General features: G+C 71.1%; 15 protein-coding genes. 6 read left to right on the top strand and 9 right to left on the bottom strand.

The window, feature by feature from the left end; translation table 11 throughout:
* Positions 1 to 6: 6 nt before the first annotated feature.
* The 4 genes from AB0G84_RS14580 to AB0G84_RS14565 all read left to right on the top strand — a co-directional run bounded on the left by AB0G84_RS14580 (position 7) and on the right by AB0G84_RS14565 (position 6779).
* Positions 7 to 1485 (top strand): bifunctional glycosyltransferase family 2/GtrA family protein, encoded by a 1479-nt coding sequence (locus AB0G84_RS14580; RefSeq protein WP_361319795.1) that lies wholly within the window; start codon positions 7 to 9, stop codon positions 1483 to 1485.
* Entirely contained in the window at positions 1482 to 3947 is a 2466-nt protein-coding gene (locus tag AB0G84_RS14575; RefSeq protein ID WP_361319792.1) for a glycosyltransferase family 39 protein, read from the top strand. Before AB0G84_RS14580 ends, AB0G84_RS14575 begins: the two co-directional genes overlap by 4 nt.
* Positions 3948 to 4132: 185 nt before the next feature.
* On the top strand, positions 4133 to 5689 hold the full coding sequence (locus AB0G84_RS14570) for an MFS transporter (protein ID WP_361319789.1): 1557 nt from the start codon (positions 4133 to 4135) through the stop codon (positions 5687 to 5689).
* A gap of 283 nt (positions 5690 to 5972) precedes the next feature.
* The gene (locus AB0G84_RS14565; RefSeq protein WP_361319786.1) at positions 5973 to 6779 is read left to right on the top strand and encodes a TetR/AcrR family transcriptional regulator; all 807 of its coding nucleotides are present in this window, start codon (positions 5973 to 5975) and stop codon (positions 6777 to 6779) included.
* 40 nt (positions 6780 to 6819) lie between these two features.
* Here AB0G84_RS14565 and AB0G84_RS14560 read toward each other — a convergent pair whose 3' ends face one another.
* The 3 genes from AB0G84_RS14560 to AB0G84_RS14550 form a co-directional block, all read right to left on the bottom strand.
* On the bottom strand, positions 6820 to 7662 hold the full coding sequence (locus AB0G84_RS14560; RefSeq protein WP_361319783.1) for a YceI family protein: 843 nt from the start codon (positions 7660 to 7662) through the stop codon (positions 6820 to 6822).
* Between the two features lie 235 nt (positions 7663 to 7897).
* On the bottom strand, positions 7898 to 10546 hold the full coding sequence (locus AB0G84_RS14555) for an MFS transporter (protein ID WP_361319780.1): 2649 nt from the start codon (positions 10544 to 10546) through the stop codon (positions 7898 to 7900).
* 11 nt (positions 10547 to 10557) lie between these two features.
* A complete protein-coding gene (locus AB0G84_RS14550; protein ID WP_361319777.1) occupies positions 10558 to 11061 on the bottom strand; it encodes a MarR family transcriptional regulator in 504 nt (167 codons plus the stop codon).
* Between the two features lie 336 nt (positions 11062 to 11397).
* On the opposite strand from AB0G84_RS14550, the gene AB0G84_RS14545 reads away from it, so the two are divergent.
* Entirely contained in the window at positions 11398 to 11616 is a 219-nt protein-coding gene (locus tag AB0G84_RS14545) for a hypothetical protein (protein ID WP_361319774.1), read from the top strand.
* A 159-nt stretch (positions 11617 to 11775) separates the two neighbouring features.
* Here the strand turns inward: AB0G84_RS14545 and AB0G84_RS14540 are convergent, their stop codons facing one another.
* The 6 genes from AB0G84_RS14540 to AB0G84_RS14515 all read right to left on the bottom strand — a co-directional run bounded on the left by AB0G84_RS14540 (position 11776) and on the right by AB0G84_RS14515 (position 16371).
* On the bottom strand, positions 11776 to 12249 hold the full coding sequence (locus AB0G84_RS14540; protein ID WP_361319771.1) for a VOC family protein: 474 nt from the start codon (positions 12247 to 12249) through the stop codon (positions 11776 to 11778).
* Between the two features lie 238 nt (positions 12250 to 12487).
* Positions 12488 to 13312, bottom strand: a complete 825-nt coding sequence (locus AB0G84_RS14535; RefSeq protein WP_361319768.1) for a hypothetical protein — start codon at positions 13310 to 13312, stop codon at positions 12488 to 12490.
* Between the two features lie 443 nt (positions 13313 to 13755).
* Complete coding sequence (locus AB0G84_RS14530) at positions 13756 to 14592, bottom strand: RNA polymerase sigma factor SigF (RefSeq protein WP_361319765.1); 837 nt, start codon at positions 14590 to 14592, stop codon at positions 13756 to 13758.
* A gap of 199 nt (positions 14593 to 14791) precedes the next feature.
* Entirely contained in the window at positions 14792 to 15601 is an 810-nt protein-coding gene (locus AB0G84_RS14525) for an RNA polymerase sigma factor SigF (protein ID WP_361319762.1), read from the bottom strand.
* Between the two features lie 256 nt (positions 15602 to 15857).
* Positions 15858 to 16151, bottom strand: coding sequence for a Dabb family protein (locus tag AB0G84_RS14520; protein ID WP_361319759.1), 294 nt, complete (start codon positions 16149 to 16151; stop codon positions 15858 to 15860).
* 55 nt (positions 16152 to 16206) lie between these two features.
* Positions 16207 to 16371, bottom strand: a complete 165-nt coding sequence (locus tag AB0G84_RS14515; RefSeq protein ID WP_361319756.1) for a hypothetical protein — start codon at positions 16369 to 16371, stop codon at positions 16207 to 16209.
* 586 nt (positions 16372 to 16957) lie between these two features.
* Between AB0G84_RS14515 and AB0G84_RS14510 the strand changes: the two genes are divergently transcribed.
* Positions 16958 to 17737 carry a DUF2127 domain-containing protein gene (locus tag AB0G84_RS14510; RefSeq protein WP_361319753.1) on the top strand — a complete coding sequence of 260 codons (780 nt, stop codon included), beginning with the start codon at positions 16958 to 16960 and terminating at the stop codon, positions 17735 to 17737.
* Positions 17738 to 17759 lie beyond the last annotated feature (22 nt).

The following is a 17759-nucleotide window of genomic DNA, read 5'->3' as shown; positions in this document are numbered from 1 at the left end:
AGCGCTATGACGATGACACAGCCGCCCGGAACGCCTCTGGGCTCCCTGCCGCCTCGCGAGCACCTGGGTCTCGGTCAGACAGCGGTCGTCCTTGATGTGGTCATCCCGGTCTACAACGAAGAGACCGATCTGGAGCCCTGCGTCCGCCGGCTGCACGAGCACCTGTCCCGGACCTTCCCGTACGGGTTCCGGATCACCATCGCCGACAACGCGAGCACCGACCGGACGCCGGAGGTCGCCGCGCGGCTCGACGAGGCGATCGACGAGGTCACGGCCGTAAGACTGAAGCAGAAGGGGCGGGGGCGGGCGCTACGCACCGTGTGGTCGCTCTCCGAGGCGCCGGTGCTGGCCTATATGGACGTCGATCTGTCCACCGACCTCAACGCGCTGCTGCCGCTGGTCGCGCCGCTGATCTCCGGCCATTCGGACCTGGCGATCGGCTCCCGGCTCAGCCGCAGCGCGCGGGTCGTTCGCGGCACCAAGCGGGAGTTCATCTCGCGCAGCTACAACCTCATCCTGCGCGGTTCGCTCGCCGCCCGCTTCTCCGATGCGCAGTGCGGCTTCAAGGCCCTGCGCGGTGATGTCGCGGCGCGCCTGCTGCCGATGATCGAGGACACCGGGTGGTTCTTCGACACCGAGATGCTGGTGCTCGCGGAGCGGGCCGGGCTGCGGATCCACGAGGTCCCGGTGGACTGGGTGGACGACCCCGACAGCACCGTCCACATCGTGCGCACGGCAACCGATGACCTCAAGGGCGTATGGCGGGTGGGACGGGCGCTGGCGACCGGCACGCTGCCGCTGGACCGGCTCGCCCGGCCCTTCGGGGACGACCCGCGGGACCGTGAGCTCTCGGGGGTGCCGGGCGGACTGGCCCGCCAACTGGTGGGCTTCTGCGTCGTCGGCGCGCTCAGCACCCTGCTCTACCTCGGCCTCTACTCCCTCTTCCGGCTCGGTGTGGGGCCCCAACTGGCCAATGGCGCCGCGCTGTTGCTCTCTGCCTTCGGCAATACGGCAGCCAACCGCCGGCTGACCTTCGGCGTACGGGGGCGGGACCGAGCGGTCCGCCATCAGGCACAGGGGCTGGTGGTCTTCGCCATCGGGCTGGTGCTGACCAGCGGCTCGCTCGCCGCCCTCGACTCCGCCAGCGGCAACCCTTCGCACGGCACCGAACTGGCGGTGCTGGTCGCGGCCAACCTGGCGGCGACGGTGCTGCGGTTCCTGCTCTTCCGCGCCTGGGTGTTTCCCGACCGGACCGACCGGGCTGAACCGACCGACCGGGCCGACCGGACTGAACCGACCGACCGGGCTGAACGGACCGACTCGAAGGACCGGACCAGCCAGGACGGTCCGATTCCTCTCAACCCCTCGAACCCCTTGAACCCCTTGAACCCCTTGAACCCCTTGAACCCTTTGAATCCCTCGAACCAACAGAGCCACCCGAACCAACAGAACCACCCGAACGAACTTCCCAGGAGTCCCCGATGAACCCGTCACCGCCCGGAACGCCACCGTCGGGTACGCCCCTGCGCACCCCACGGGAGAGGGCGCAGGAGAGGGACCCGCAGAGCCCGTCGGACGGCGCGTCGGAGACGGCGTCGAAGACGGCATCGGGGACGGCGTCGGGAACGGCGTCGGCATCGGTCGGCGCCGCCGTGCGGCCACCGCAGCCGGATCCGCGCTGGGCGCGCCCCGCGCTACTGGCGTTGCTGCTGGTCACGGCCGCGCTCTACCTCTGGAGCCTGTCCGCATCCGGGTACGCCAACCAGTTCTACGCGGCCGCCGCACAGGCCGGCAGCGAGAGCTGGAAGGCGTTCTTCTTCGGCTCCTCCGATGCGGCGAACTCCATCACCGTCGACAAGCCGCCGGCCGCGCTGTGGCCGATGGGGCTGTCCGTCCGGCTCTTCGGCCTCAGCTCCTGGTCGATCCTGGTGCCCCAGGCACTGATGGGCGTGGCCACGGTGGGCGTGCTGTACGCCGCGGTACGGCGGCGGTTCGGGGCGGGCGCCGGGCTGCTGGCGGGTGGGGCGCTGGCGGTCACGCCGGTCGCGGCCCTGATGTTCCGCTTCAACAACCCCGATGCGCTGCTGTGCCTGCTGATGGTGTGCGCCGTCGCCGCGGTGCTGCGCGCCCTGGAGGACGGCCGTACGAAGTGGCTGCTGCTGGCCGGGGCCTGCTTCGGGTTCGGCTTCCTCACCAAGACGCTCCAGGCGTGGCTGATCCTGCCGGTGCTCGCCGTGGTCTACGCCTGCTGTGCGCCGGTGGCGCTGCGCCGGCGGTCCGGTCAACTGCTGCTCGCCGGGCTGGTGATGGTGGTGTCCGGCGGCTGGTGGGTGGCGATCGTCGAGCTGTGGCCGGCGTCCTCGCGCCCGTACATCGGCGGCTCGCAGCACAACAGCTTCCTGGAGCTGACCTTCGGCTACAACGGCTTCGGCCGGATCAGCGGCAATGAGACGGGCAGCGTCGGCGGCCAGGGCGGCGGTCCGGGCGGCGGGGGCCGCTGGGGGGAGACCGGGATCACCCGGCTCTTCTCGTCCGACATGGGCGGACAGATCTCCTGGCTGCTGCCGGCGGCGCTGATCCTGCTGGCCGCGGCGGTGTGGGTGCTGTGGCGGGCGCGGCGTGCGGTGGCGGCCGAACAGGCCGCTCAGCGGGCGGAGTTTCTCGTCTGGGGCGGGGCCCTGCTGATGACCTTCACGGTCTTCAGCTTCATGTCCGGGATCTTCCACCAGTACTACAACATCGCGCTGGCCCCTTACATCGCGGCGCTGGTCGGGATGGGGGCGACGCTGATGTGGCGGCGGGGCGGTGCGCTCGGTACGAGCGTGCTGGCCGCGGTCGTCGCGGTGACCGCTGCCTGGTCGTTCGTGCTGCTCGACCGGTCGCCGCAGTGGCTGCCGTGGCTGCGCTGGACGGTGCTGGTGTGCGGTCTGCTGGCGGCGCTGGGGCTGTTGCTGTCCCGGGCCGGCAAGAAGGATCGGCAGACCCAGCAGCTTCACCAGATCCAGCAGACCCGGCAGGCTCAGGAAGACCGGACGGGATACTCCGCACCCTCCGACACCGCCGCACCCACCGACGCTGCCGCAGTCACGGCACACTCCCCCGCCACGGCACACTCCCCCGCCACTGCGGGCTCCGCAGCCACCGACCGTGCCGATGCCACCCCCCGACGTCGGCGGCTGGCCGTGGTGGCGGCCGGGGTCGGGCTGGTGACGGCGCTGGCCGGGCCCGTGGCGTACACGCTCGACACAGTGAACACGCCCAAGGGCGGTTCGATCATCACGGCCGGGCCGGCCGTACAGGGCGGGCGGGGCGGCCACGGCGGCATGCCCGGGGGTGCACCGTTCCCCGGCCAGGGGCAGGGCAGGAACGGGGCCGCCGGCCAGGGCGGGCGCTCGCAGTTCTTCCCCGGCGCGATGGGCGGCATGGGCGGCTTCGGCGAGCGCGGCGCCGGCCGGATGGGCGGCATGGGCGGTCTGCTCGGCGGTACGAAGGTGAGTGCCAAGGCCAAGGCGCTGCTGGAGAAGGACGCGGGGGACTACACCTGGGCCGCCGCGGCCGTCGGCTCCCAGACCGCCGCGAGCTATCAACTCGCCACCGAGAAGCCGGTGATGGCGATGGGTGGCTTCAACGGGAGCGACCCCTCGCCGACCCTGGCGCAGTTCAAGAAGTACGTCGCGGAAGGGAAGATCCACTACTTCATCGGCGGCGGACGGGGCGCCTTCGGAGGCTCGGGCGGCCCCGGCACCCAGGGCGGCAAGAGCAGCCAGGCAGGCAAGGCAGCCAAGGGAGGCCGCGGCGGCCAAGGCGGTACCGCTGGTGCCGCCCGCACCGCCGGCCCCGGTGGCGGCATGGGGCACTCGTCGGAGATCAGCTCCTGGGTGGAGCGGAACTTCCAGAAGGTCACGGTCGGCAAGGCCACCCTCTACGACCTGACGAAGCGGCGCTGACCCACCGGGCCCTTCGCCGCCCGGCGAAGGGCCCGTCTCCCACAGCGCATCCCCCCACAGCGCGTCCCCCCACAGCACACCCCCACCCCACCCCATCCCACCCACCCGGCCGAAAAAGAAATGTACGACGTATAAGGCTCCCTGTACGGTGTAAAACATCCGCTCGCACCGTACAGGGAGCCCGTATGACCGCCGTGGCCTCCGGCGCCACCACCCTCCAGCCCGCTGGCCGGCACTCCGCCCGCTGGCTGATCCTGGCCGTGATCTGCCTCGCGCAGCTCACGGTCGTGCTCGACAACACCGTCCTCAACGTCGCCGTCCCCTCCCTTACCGAGGAGATGGGCGCGACCACCGCCGACGTCCAGTGGATGATCAACGCCTATTCGCTGGTCCAGTCGGGTCTGCTGCTCACCGCCGGCAACTCCGCCGACCGCTACGGGCGCAAGAAGATGCTCGCCGTCGGCCTGCTGCTCTTCGGTGTCGCCTCGCTCGGCGCGGCGCTCGCCGCGTCCCCCGGGCAGCTGATCGCCGCCCGGGCCGGTATGGGGGTCGGCGGGGCGCTGCTGGTGACCACCACCCTGGCCGTCGTGATGCAGGTCTTCGACGACCAGGAGCGTCCGAAGGCCATCGGCATCTGGAGCTCCGTCAACTCCCTCGGCTTCGCCGCCGGGCCGCTGATCGGCGGAGCGCTGCTCGACCACTTCTGGTGGGGTTCGCTGTTCCTGGTCAACCTGCCGGTCGCGGTGGGTGCACTGGCGGCCGTCGTCACCCTGGTCCCCGAGTCCAAGAGCCGCGGCAGCGAACGTCCGGACCTGCTGGGCGCCCTGCTGTCCATGATCGGCATGGGCGGGGTGGTCTTCGCGATCATCTCCGGGCCGCAGTCCGGCTGGCTCTCCGGCCGGGTGCTGATCTCCGCCGCGATCGGCCTGGTCGGCCTCGCCGCCTTCGCGCTGTGGGAGCTGCATGTCCCGTACCCCATGCTGGACATGCACTTCTTCCGCAACCGCCGGTTCATCGGGGCCGTCTCCGGCGGCATCCTGGTCGCCTTCGGGATGGGCGGCTCGATGTTCCTGCTCACCCAGCACCTCCAACTGGTGCTCGGTTACGGCCCGTTGGACGCGGGTCTGCGGATGGCGCCGCTCGCCGTCACGGTCATCCTGATCAACTTCACCGGACTGAGCGCCCGCCTGGCACCCCGGCTCGGCACCCCCGGAATGATCGTCTCGGGGATGTCGCTGCTCGCCGCCGGGCTCACCGCCATAGCGCTGCTCGGCGGCCACAGCTACGGCGGCATGCTGACCGGCCTGATCGTGATGGGTGTCGGCGTCGCCTTCGCCATGCCGACGATGGCCAACGCCATCATGTCCGCCATCCCGCCGGCCAAGGCGGGGGTGGGCGCCGGCGTCAACGGCACCCTGATGGAGTTCGGCCAGGGCCTGGGCGTCGCGGTCCTCGGCGCGGTCCTCAACTCCCGCTTCGTGGCGCTGCTTCCGTTGGTCGCCGCCGGCGCCGGTTCGCTGCCCGCGGCGCTCGGCCGGACCCGTACGGATGCCGAACGCGCCGCTGTCCAGGACGCCTTCGCCTCCGGCATCGGCACCAGCCAGCTGGTCGGCGCGGCCGCGGTCCTGCTCGGCGGGCTGGTCGCCGCCGTCCTGCTGCACCGGGCGGAGCGGGCCGGCCGGGAGCCGGCGGCGCCCGGGGCGTTGACCGGCCAGGACCCGGCCGCCGTCGCCGCGGAATAGCATCGGGGGTAAGTGATCGTGAACGGCGCGTGCGGGCGCTACGTATCGCACGGTGAGGACGGGCACCGCTCGCACCGTGCGGACGGGCACTGCCTGCACCGTGCGGACGGATAACCGCTGGCACCGTGGCGGCGGACACCGCCCGCACGGTGTGGGCGGACCCCCTCGCACGGTGCGGGCGTCCGCACCCGCACGCACCGTTCGCCGGACCGGGTGCACACGCCCGTACCGGCATCCGTACGGGCTCGGGCATCGAAGACGCCCAGGAACAGGGAGGGGCGCCATGGCAGCGACGGACAGCAGCGCCGGAAAGCGGCCGAGCAGCATCTGGCTGAGCGCACGCCCCCCGGTGAAACGGAAGGCGGAGCAGCCGGCCGGGCTCGACCTCGACAAGATCGTGACGGCCACGGTCCGGCTGCTGGACGCCGAGGGGCTGGCGAAGTTCTCGATGCGCCGGCTCGCCGCCGAGCTCGGCGTCACCGCGATGTCCGTCTACTGGTACGTGAACACCAAGGACGACCTGCTGGAGTTCGCCCTGGACAGCGTCATGGGCGAGATGCGGCTGCCGGACGAGAGCGCCCCGGACCGGGACTGGCGGGACCACCTGCGGGAACTGGCCGGTGAGTACCGCAACCTGATGATCGCTCACCCCTGGTCGTCCCGGCTGGTGGGCACGTACATCAACATCGGCCCGCACTCGATCGCCTTCTCCAATGCCAGTTTGCGGGTGATGAAGGAGAGCGGGCTGTCGCTGGATCAGATCTCCGGTGCGCTGGCCGCCGTGTTCCAGTTCGTCTACGGCTTCGCCACCGTCGAGGGCCTGTTCAACGCCCGCTGTGCGGAGGCGGGGGTGTCCGTCGACACCTACTTCCATCAGGTGATGGCCGCGGTCCAGGACCGTCCGGAGTTCGCCGAGACCATGGAGAACTCCACCAAGGTGATGGAGGCCCGCGGCGGCTCCACCGTGGAGGAGATGCGGGACCGGGATTTCGCCTTCGCGCTCGATCTGCAGATCGCGGGCATCGAGGCGCTGCGGGACCGGGGCGACGACCGCGGGCCGGGCTCCCCGGAGGGAACCCGGCCCGAGTGAGGTCCCCTGGGGGACCCCGTGTGACGCTCCGCGCGTGGCCTCAGGCCATCGGCAAGGTCTCGCCCTGCACCGCCTGGATGTCCAACTCCACCTTCAGCGTGGTGCCGATCGCCGCGATGCCGGCCGCCACGACCTGGTTGTAGTTCATCTTGAAGTCCTCGCGGCGCAGTTCCGCGGTGGCGCGGAACGCGGCCCGCACCCCGCCCCAGGGGTCCGGGCCGGTGCCGAGGTAGCTCAGGTCGAGGTCCACCGGGCGGACCACGCCGTGCAGCGCCAGCTCGCCGTGCACCGTCCAGCGGTCCGGACCGGCCGGCGCCAGGCCCGAGCTGCGGAAGGTGATCTCGGGGTACTCCTCGACGTTGAGGAAGTCCTCGGAGCGCAGGTGGCCGTCCCGCATGCCGTTGCCGGTGTCGATGGTGGCGGCCTTGATGGCCGCCTCGACCCGCGACTTCTCCAGGTCCTCGGCGATCTCGATCCGGCCGCTGAACTCGGTGAACCGGCCGTGCACGCTGGAGATCCCCAGGTGCTGGGCGACCGCGGCCACCGTCGAGTGCATCGGGTCGATGGTCCACGCGCCGGGCGGCGGCAGCTCGGCCCCGCCCTGCCGGGCCAGCACCACGGCGCCCACGTCCATCCGGCCGCTCGCCGTCACGATCGCGCTGGAGGCCACCGGTGCGTAGCCGACGGCCGTCACGATCACCGTGTACGGGCCGGCGGGCAGCGGCTCCGCGCTGCGGATGGTGCCCTGCTCGTCCGCCGCAGCGCGCAGCACCTGCGCGCCCGTCATGTCGGTGACGGTCAGTACGGCGTGCTGGACCGCCCAGCCGTCGCGTGTGCGGATCTGGGCCCTGACGCCCGCCGCTGCCGCGCCCGTCGCATCCATTGCCTTCTCCTGTGTGTTGCCTGGTCGGGGCCCCGCTCCGGCGAATCCGTCGGAACCGGGGGGAGTATCGGGCTCCGGCGGCGGCGTGCAGGCCGTCCCCTGCCTGTGCGCAGCACCGCCGCCGGAACCCTGGGGTCCGGTCCGGGACGCGTCTCCGCTCGACGCGCGCCCCGGTCCGGGGTCTTGCCGCCCGGAGGACGGGTCCCTGGGGGACCGTTCCCGGGCTCGGTCCGGGTCAGTCCCCGGGGTGGGCCAGCTCGATGTCGTAGCCGTCCACCCCGTGGGCCTCGACCGCGAGGCCGGTGGCGACCGGCGGGTAGCCGCTCGCGATGACCGTGTAGTCGCCGGCGTCCAGGTCGGTGAAGGCGTACGCCCCGTCCTCCCCGGTCGTCGAGGTGGCCACGACATTGCCCGCGGCGTCCACCAGCGTCACCCGGGCGTCCGGCAGCGGCCGGCGGAGCCCGTCCTGGCTGTCCGCCCGCACCACGCCCTGCACCCGCGCGCCGGAGCGCAGCTCGACCTCGATACGGGTCGTGCCCTGGCCACCGATCTCCACCGGCTGGGCCGCCGGACGGTAGCTGGCGGCGTTGACGGCGACGGTGTAGGTGCCCGGCGTCAGCTCGTCGAAGGCGAACTGGCCCTCGGCACCGGTCGTCCCGGTGGCCAGCACCTCCCCGCGGACGTCGGTGACGACGACCATCGCCCCGTCCACCGGCTCGCCGGTGACCGCGCTGCGGACCTGACCGCCGAGGCCGCTGACGCCGCTGAGCAGGATGTCGTAGCCGAAGGGCTGCTCGCCGATGACGACCGTGGAGGCCTGCGGCTGGTGGCCGTCGGCGGCGGCGATCAGCACGTACGAGCCGGCGCCGGGGGCGCTCAGCGCGTAGGAGCCGTTGGCCTGGGCCACCGCGCGGCCCAGCTGACGCCCGCCGAGGGAGATCAGGGTGACCGCGGAGCGCGGCACCGGGCTGCCCTCCGCATTGCGCACGAAGCCGTGGACGGACGGGCCGGTGGGGGCCGCGCCGTCACCGCCGGCCGAGGCGTACGCGGTCAGCGGCCGGGTGGCCGTGGCGGCGGCCGGCTGCGCCCAGGAGGGCGTGTGCGCACCGTCGTCGTACGAGTCGCCGCCGACCGGGGCGCCCACCAGGGCGAGCTCCCGCTCTTCGGCCTGCGTCGGGACGGCCGCCGCTGCGGCAGCCGCCGGGGCCGTCGCCTCGGCCGTCACCGGGACGGTGGTGTCCGCCGGTGCCGCCGAGGGGGCCGCCGCGGCCTCCTCGCTGCTCTGGGCCATGCCGCCATGTGACTTCAACGCGACCTCCTTGATGAACAGGGTGAAGAGGAAGGCGAGCAGCGCGCAGGGCGCCGCGAAGAGGAACACATCCGCCACACCGTGGCCGTAGGCGCTCTCCATGACGGTGCGCAGCGGCGCCGGGAGGGCGTCCAGGTCCGGGATGCCGCCGCTGTTGCCGGCGGCGTGTGCGGCGGCCTTGGCGGCCTTGGGGCCGAGCTCGGCCAGCCCATCCTTGACGTAGTCGGTGACCCGGTTGGCGAGCACCGCACCGAGGGCGGAGACGCCCACCGCACCGCCGAGGGAGCGGAAGAAGGTCACGACGGACGAGGCGGAGCCGAGGTCCTCGGGGGCGACCTGGTTCTGCGTGGCGAGCACCAGGTTCTGCATCATCATGCCGATGCCGAGACCCATCAGGGCCATGAAGATCGCGATGTGCCAGTACTCGGTGTCGTAGCGGATGGTGCCCAGCAGGCCCAGGCCAGCGGTCACCAGCACGCCACCGGAGACCAGCCAGGCCTTCCAGCGGCCGGTCTTGGTGATGATCTGGCCCGAGATGGTGGAGGAGATGAAAAGCCCGCCGATCATCGGGATCGTCATCACGCCGGACATCGTCGGCGACTTGCCGCGTGCCAGCTGGAAGTACTGGCTGAAGAAGACGGTGCCGGTGAACATCGCGACGCCGACGAACAGCGAGGCCAGCGAGGCGAGGGTGATCGTCTTGTTGCGGAACAGCCGCAACGGGATGATCGGCTCCGCAGCCTTGGTCTCGACCAGGATGAAGAGCGCGCCGAGCACCACCGCGCCGCCGACCATCGCGGCGGTCTGCCACGACATCCAGTCGTACTTGTCACCGGCCAGCGTCACCCACACCAGCAGCAGCGAGACCGCCGCGCTGATGAAGAAGGCGCCCGCCCAGTCGACCTTGACGCCCTCGCGCTTGACGACCGGCAGCTTCAGGGTCTTCTGCAGCACGATCAGGGCGATCACCGCGAACGGCACACCCACGTAGAAGCACCAGCGCCAGCCGAGCCAGTCGGTGTCGGTGATGACGCCGCCCAGCAGCGGGCCGCCGACGGTGGCGACGGCGAAGGTGGCGCCGAGGTAACCGCTGTAACGGCCGCGCTCCCGCGGCGAGATCATCGCGGCCATCACGATCTGGGCCAGGGCGGACAGACCGCCCACGCCTATGCCCTGCACCACACGGCAGGCGATCAGCATCCCGGTGTTCTGCGACAGACCGGCGACGACCGATCCCGCGACATAGATGACCAGCGCGAACTGCACCAGCAGCTTCTTGCTGAAGAGGTCGGAGAGCTTGCCCCACAGCGGGGTGGTCGCGGTCATCGCCAGCAGCGAGGCGGTGACCACCCAGGTGTAGGCGCTCTGTCCGCCGTCCAGATCGTGAATGATCTCCGGCAGCGCGTTGGACACGATCGTCGACGACAGAATGGCGACGAACATGCCGAGCAGCAGCCCGGACAGCGCCTCCATGATCTGACGGTGCGTCATGGGCGCCCCGTGGGAGGCGGCGTGTCCGCCGCCTCCGTGCCTGGCGTGGCCGCCCCGCACACCGGCTGGTGTGGTCGTAGCCATGTGGTTCCTTTTCATCCTGCGGGTGTACGGGTGGTGGAGTGGTGATGCGGTGCCCGGTGGCCCGCATCGTGGTGCGACGGCCGGGTCCGGCAGTCGCCGAAGCTCGAACGGAGCCGGCCGAGTAGTTCGTTGAGGAGCCTGACGTCGTCGTCGGACCAGTCGCTCAGGTAGCGGGCGAGTGCCGCGGCGTAGCGCTCGGAGAGCTCCGCCAGGAGCTCCCGCCCGCTGGGCGTCAGGCGCAGCAGCCGCGACCGCTTGTCGGCCGGGTCGGGCTTCCGCTCGATCCAGCCGCGCTCGCAGACGTGTGCGACGTGCCGGCTGGTCACCGACATGTCGATGGCGAGCAGCTCGGCGAGCTGACTCATCCGCATCTCACCGTGCCGGTCGAGCAGCGTGAGCACACCGGCCGAAGCAGGCGGGCAGTCCTGGGGCAGGAGCCGGCCCAGCTCCCGCTTCACGGCACCGATGGCGCTGAGTTGCCTGGCCAGCTCCTCGTACTGACCGTGAGTGGCCACCGCTCCTCCATGCATCATCCGCGCGCCCCGATCGGGAATCTCCCGGGTGGGTATCCCGACCCTCTTTTGTTGCTTGGGGCAACCATAAACAAGGTTGGTTGCTGAAGGCAAACGATTGGGTGTCAGATGCAGGTAAAGGACCGCCCAAGCCCGCCCTCCGGACGACTGGGTGAACGTTCAATCATTTGTAAAGTCGCAGGTCGGGGCGCATGTCGGACAGCCGGTGGAATAACGCCCCGCAGTGGCGCATCTCACGCCGCACCCCGGCCCGCGGCCGTCGTTTCGTACGTGCCCCAGGGGTGCCCTGGTGGGCACCGTTCGCTAGGGTCCTTGCCCATGGCGACCAACCCGCAGAACCAGGCCGACGGGAACTACGACCCGGCGGGCAGCACGCAGATGTTCCAGGCCTTCGTGTCCGAGGGCGGCACCCCCCAGGCCGGCAGCCGCCGCGCCCCGGCTCCCCAGCAGCCCGCCGGGCCCCGCGTGGGCGTCATCGTCGGCGTGATCGTCGCCATCCTGGTCGTCGCGGGCGCCGCCTGGCTGGCCCTGTCCTGACGCCAACGGCCAACCTCCCCCACCCACTTCACCCGCAGGGGTCCGGCGCACCCGCGCCGGACCCCTGCTGCATTCCGCCGGCCGCGACGCCCCGCTACGTCCGCCCCCGCCGTGCGCCCATCAGGCGGGGCCGCCTCCGCCGTACGTGCTCCTGGGCTGTTACGCCGCGTCCGCCGCGGCCTCCAGGGCGGCGATGTCGATCTTCTTCATGCCGAACATGGCCTTCATGGCACGGGCGGCGCGCTCCTGGTCCGGGTCGTTGAGCAGCTCGGCCATGCCCTCCGGGGCGACCTGCCAGGACAGCCCGTACTTGTCCTTCAGCCAGCCGCAGGGGCCCTCCTCGCCGCCCTCGGTGAGCTTGGACCAGTAGTGGTCGATCTCGTCCTGGTCGGCGCAGTTGATCATGAGGGAGATCGCCTCGTCGAAGGTGAACTGGGGACCGCCGTTGATCGCGAGGTACGGCTGCCCGTCCAGCTCGAACTCGACGGTCAGCACGGTGCCGGCCGGGCGCGGGCCCGCCTCGTTGTAGTAGGTGACATCGGTGATCCGCGAGTTGGGGAAGACCGAGCAGTAGAACTCGGCGGCCTCCTTGCCCTGGGTGTCGAACCAGAGGCTGGGCGTGATGCGGGGCATGGCACTCTCCTGGCGTCGTCGTGAGGGGTGGCCCGCCCCGGCGGGGGCGGACCGCTACCTGTATTGACGTTCGCGCCGGAGGAAACTCATCGGTGTCGGGACGGGCATCCGGACGGACCGCCGCAATGCCGCCTTCGGCGGTACGGATGCCCGGCCCGGCCCGGCGTACCGTCCGGTCCGGACCGCCGCCGTCACTGCCCGGCGCAAGGACGCGGTCACTTCCCGGGGAAGGACGCGGTCACTTCCAGCGGAAGGAGGTGTCCCTGGTGTCGATGTGCATGCCCAGCGGCACCCGCCAGGCGTCCACGCACACCCGCCAGGTGCCGGTCTTCTCCTCGCCGGGGGCGAGCGGCAGCGGGAGGGGGTGGGTGGAGGTGATCGTGGCCCAGTCGACGCCCAGGCCGCCGATGATGTGGGTGCCGAAGGCGACCGTGCCGGCGGTCACCGGGCGCTTGCCGGTGTTGAGGAAGACGACGCTGACCTTTTCGCACCAGCGGACGTCGGTGTCGGCGAGCCTGGGCCTGCCCACGACGAGCCCGGCGGGGGCGCCCTCACCGGGCGGGATGGTGGGGGAGGGGGGCTTGGGGGCGGGCGAGCCTCCCGGTCTGCCCGGACCGTCGGAGCCGCCACCGCCGGAGCTGCCACCACCGGAGCCGCCCGGGCTGCTGGGGGAGCCGTGCGAGGGGGCGGAACTGCCGGGCGCGGGCCCGGGATTGGACGGGGTGGCCGAGCTACCGGGAGTCTCCGGGGCGTCGTGTCCGGAGGGCCGGGCGGGGGCCGGCGCGGAACCCGTGGCGGAGCCGGTGCGGTCCGGGGCCGGCGTGCCGTCGCCCCGGTCGTTCCCGTGGGTGCCGCGGTTCTGGTCGCGGCCGCCGTCCAAGGGGGTCAACTCGATGCCGTCCCGGGGCGGTACCGGCCCGGTCGGTGCGCGGCCGTCGGCGGGGCCTGCCGCGCCCACCGCGACATAGCCCCTGCCGGCCGTGCTCCCACAGCCGGTGAGCAGGACACCCAGACACAGCGCAGCCGCCGAGGCGGCGGCAAGAGTCGTTGTCGTCCGTCGCATCGGCACAGTGTTGCTGACGGAGCATCAGGTGTATAGGGGCGCGCCGGTGGAGGCGCCGGTGGCCGACGAGATCCGGGCGCGGGCGGCTCGGATGGGCCCGGTGCGGTGGCGGCCCGGTCGATGGCGGAACGGACGGCGGCGGAACGGACGGCGGCGGCAAGGGTGGTGGGGAAGGTGGGGAAGGTGGCCGGAGCACTTCCGGGACCCTTCGATCCTCGGACTCCACGAGCGGACTCCACGAGCGGACTCCACGAGCGGACTCCACGAGCGGACTCCACGAGCGGACTCCACGAGCGGACTCCAAGGCCTCGGACCCACGGCCTCGAACTCCACCGCCTGGGGTTCTCTGGCCCTCGGACTCCCCGGTCCTCGGACCCTCCGGCTCTACAACTGTCCGCCGAGCGGCGCGGAGCGTCTGGCGATGCCCCTCGGCGGACCGTTCCTCAGTCGGAGATGAGCCCCTCGCGCAGCTGCGCAAGGGTGCGGGTGAGCAGGCGGGAGACGTGCATCTGGGAGATGCCGACCTCCTCGCCGATCTGAGACTGGGTCATGTTGGCGAAGAAGCGCAGCATGATGATCTGGCGCTCGCGGGGCGGGAGTTTGGCCAGCAGCGGCTTGAGCGACTCGCGGTACTCCACGCCCTCCAGGGCGGTGTCCTCGTACCCGAGGCGGTCCGCGAGGGAGCCCTCGCCGCCGTCGTCCTCCGGGGACGGGGAGTCCAGCGAGGAGGCGGTGTACGCATTGCCGACGGCCAGCCCGTCGACCACGTCCTCCTCCGACACCCCCAGGCACAGGGCGAGTTCGGCGACGGTGGGCGAGCGGTCGAGCTTCTGGGAGAGCTCATCGCTGGCCTTGGTGAGGGCGAGTCGAAGCTCCTGGAGGCGGCGCGGGACCCGTACCGACCACGAGGTGTCGCGGAAGAAGCGCTTGATCTCGCCGACCACGGTGGGCATCGCGAACGTCGGGAATTCCACCCCGCGTTCGCAGTCGAAACGGTCGATCGCCTTGATCAGACCGATCGTGCCGACCTGGACGATGTCCTCCATCGGCTCGTTGCGGCTGCGGAACCGGGCCGCCGCGTAGCGCACCAGAGGGAGGTTCAGCTCGATGAGGGTGTCACGGACGTAGGTGCGCTCCGTGCAGTCCTTGTCGAGCGAGGCGAGCCGCATGAACAGGGAGCGGGAGAGCGTGCGGGTGTTGATGGAGTCGTCGTCATGCACGTGCGGTGCGGGCGCGGGAATCGCGGGAAGCACCTTTGAGCTGCCCAGTTCTACGGACATGCCACCCCCTTGAGGTCGCGGACGGGTCGCTGCGGCGTCCCCGGCCCAGGGCGGACCGAGGAGGGATACCTCCACCTGAATACCGGAGCAAGAGCTACGGCAAACGCGGTTTCTGCAGAATGTCACATGTCGGCAACACGCTGTAGCGCCTTGTCGACATATCTGCGCAGGCCGCGCCGGTGTCGGTAGCCCGTGCCGGTTAGGCGTCGATCCTGTTTGCGGATCGCAGTCGAGCGAAGCTCCGCGACAGTAGCCGTGAGACGTGCATCTGCGACACCCCCAGTTCGGCACTGATCTGGGACTGCGTCAGATTGCTGTAGTAACGCAGCAGGAGGATCCGCTGCTCGCGCTCGGGGAGCTGGACCAGGAGGTGCCGCACCAGGTCGCGGTGCTCGACGCCGGCGAGTTCGGGGTCCTCGTAGCCGAGGCGGTCCAGCAGGCCGGGCAGCCCGTCGCCCTCCTGGGCGGCCTCCAGCGAGGTGGCGTGATACGAGCGGCCGGCCTCCAGGCAGGCCAGCACCTCGTCCTCGCCGATCTTCAGCCGCTCGGCGATCTCGGCGGTGGTCGGGGAGCGCCCGTGCAGCACCGTCAGGTCCTCGGTGGCGCCGTTGACCTGCACCCACAGCTCGTGGAGGCGGCGCGGCACATGGACCGTCCGGACATTGTCTCGAAAGTAGCGTTTGATCTCGCCGACGACGGTGGGCATCGCAAAGGTCGGGAACTGGACGCCCCGGTCCGGATCGAACCGGTCGATCGCATTGATCAGACCGATCGTGCCGACCTGGATGACGTCCTCCATCGGCTCGTTGCGGCTGCGGAAGCGGGCCGCGGCGTAGCGCACCAGCGGCAGGTTGGCCTCGATCAGTGCGGCCCGGACGCGGGTGTGCTCCGGGGTGCCGGGTTCCAGATCCGCCAGCTCCGCGAACAGCACCTGGGTGAGCGCCCGCGTGTCCGCGCTCCGGCTCTCGCGGGATGGAGCCTTGGGCGCAGTACGGGCCGTCACGGTCACGCCACCCTTCACAGTGCTCGCAGTGCATCTACGTGTAGTGGATGTATCCGGCAAAAGCGGTCATAGCATCACAAGACATGTGCACTGTGTGCAAGCACCCCATAACGCCGTGTTGAACAGAGAGTTGAGTGGTGGGAGCGGTGCATGGGGGAGGCGCGCGGGGCGGGTGGCGGGTGGTACCGGGCCGGGGTATGGCGAAGCCCCCGACCGTGGTGCGGCGGGGGCTTCGGCGTACGGCGTTCGGGGGAGCCGCGGCTCAGAACTCGTAGTCGGCGATCACCCAGGTGGCGAATTCGCGCCACTGGGCGGCGGCCGCCTGGTGGGCCGGGTGGTCCAGGTAGCGCGTGAGGGCATCCTTGTCGGCCACGGCCGAGTTGATGGCGAAGTCATGGGCGATCGGGCGCTCGGTGATGTTCCAGGCGCACTCCCAGAACGTCAGCTCCGGGATCTCGTCCTTGAGCGCCGCGAACGCCCGGACGCCGGCCTGCACCCGCTCCTCGTCGCGGGAGACGCCGTCATTGAGCTTGAACAGGACCAGGTGGCGGATCACAGGGGCCTCCGTGCGGGCGGGCGATCAGCAGAACCGCCGGCGGGGCGGACCGGCTCTAGCTGATCAGCTGGGTCATGAACTCGCCGACGCCCTGAGCAGCGGACGAGATGCCCTCGAAGCCTATCTGGACCAGCTGGGCGGCCCGCTGTGGGGAGGTGATGATCGTGTACAGCACGAAGACGATGAGTATGTACATCGCGATCTTCTTCGCCTGCGCCATCGTGCTGTCTCCCCTGTGGCAGTTTCCTGCGGCGTGCTGCACCCCTGGTTGCAGTCGGGCGAGTGTAACCACACGTGTTCGGGGGCGGCAGTCGCTGCGGTGGACGGCTGTCGGCACTGATCAGGACTTTATGGACCAAAGCCCCGCCAAACGAGGCCCTTTGTCCGTCTGTTGGGACGGCCGGTGGGGGCACCATGAGTGACATGGCTCGTGGATCTGGCAGGAATCCACGAGCCGGACCAGGGCCTCTCTGCGGGGTCCACGCCACGGGTTCCCCCCGGCAACGGCGTGGGCCTGGGGGCGCGGTCCGCACCGGGGGGAGCGGTTGTCCCCCCGATGCCGTTTCCCCCGACCGACCTGGAGCCCCGGCTCCGCGCCGATGTGCCCGGCGTGGGGCCGGGGCTCCGTCGTGCGCGCGGGGGCCGGTGTGACACCTGGGGCGGGACGCAACCGGCGGCCCGGCGCCCTGCGTCCCTCACCCCGTACGAGGTGCGCGCCGGGCATCATGTACGCGACAGAAATGGCCACGGCCGGGCGCCCCGCGGGACGGCGGCCGGGGACGATGAGAGGAACACGGACTCCAACGATGAGGATCGACTGGGACCGGCGTACCTGCGCGCGCCGCGGGCACATCACCTACCTCCCGCAAGAGGCGCACCTCGCGGAGAAGCTGCGGGCGGACACCGCCCTCGGTGAGGCCTGGCGCTGTCTGCGCTGCGGCGACTTCGCACTGGGCGCCCCGCATGGCTCCGGGCCGGCCGCCGACGCCCCGCTGGTCCCGCGCGGCAAGGTCCTGCGGGACCTGTTCATCCTGCGCTTCCTGGCCGTCGAGCGGGCGGTGCGCGGGGTGTTCATCGTGCTGGCCGCGGTCGGGGTATGGCAGTTCAGCAACCGCAAGGACGCCGTCCGCCGGTTCTTCGACGAGTACATCGCCGTGCTCCGCCCGGTGGCCCGGCACTTCCACTACGACCTGGACCAGTCACCGGTCGTCGGCACCATCCAGAAGACCTTCGGCTACCGGCACTCCACCCTGCTGCTGGTGGCCGCGCTGCTGCTGGTCTACGCCCTGGTGGAGATCGTCGAGGGCGTCGGCCTGTGGCGCGCCAAGCGCTGGGCGGAGTACCTGACGGTGGTGGCCACCGCGGCCTTCTTGCCGCTGGAGATCTACGAGCTCACCGAGAAGGTCAGCTGGCTGAAGATCGCCACACTGGTGATCAATATCCTGGCAGTGCTCTACATCGCGGTCACCAAGCGGCTCTTCGGGCTGCGGGGCGGACGCGCGGCCTTCGACGCCGAGCGGCACAGCGCGTCCCTGCTGGAGGTCGAGACCTCCGCCGGGGTGCCCGTCGCGGCCCAGCACGGCTGATTCTTACGTACCCAGGGGGGAC

It is taken from the genome of Streptomyces sp. NPDC020742 (assembly GCF_040641675.1).
Taxonomy (GTDB): domain Bacteria; phylum Actinomycetota; class Actinomycetes; order Streptomycetales; family Streptomycetaceae; genus Streptomyces.
This window is presented reverse-complemented; position numbering and strand designations above follow the sequence as displayed.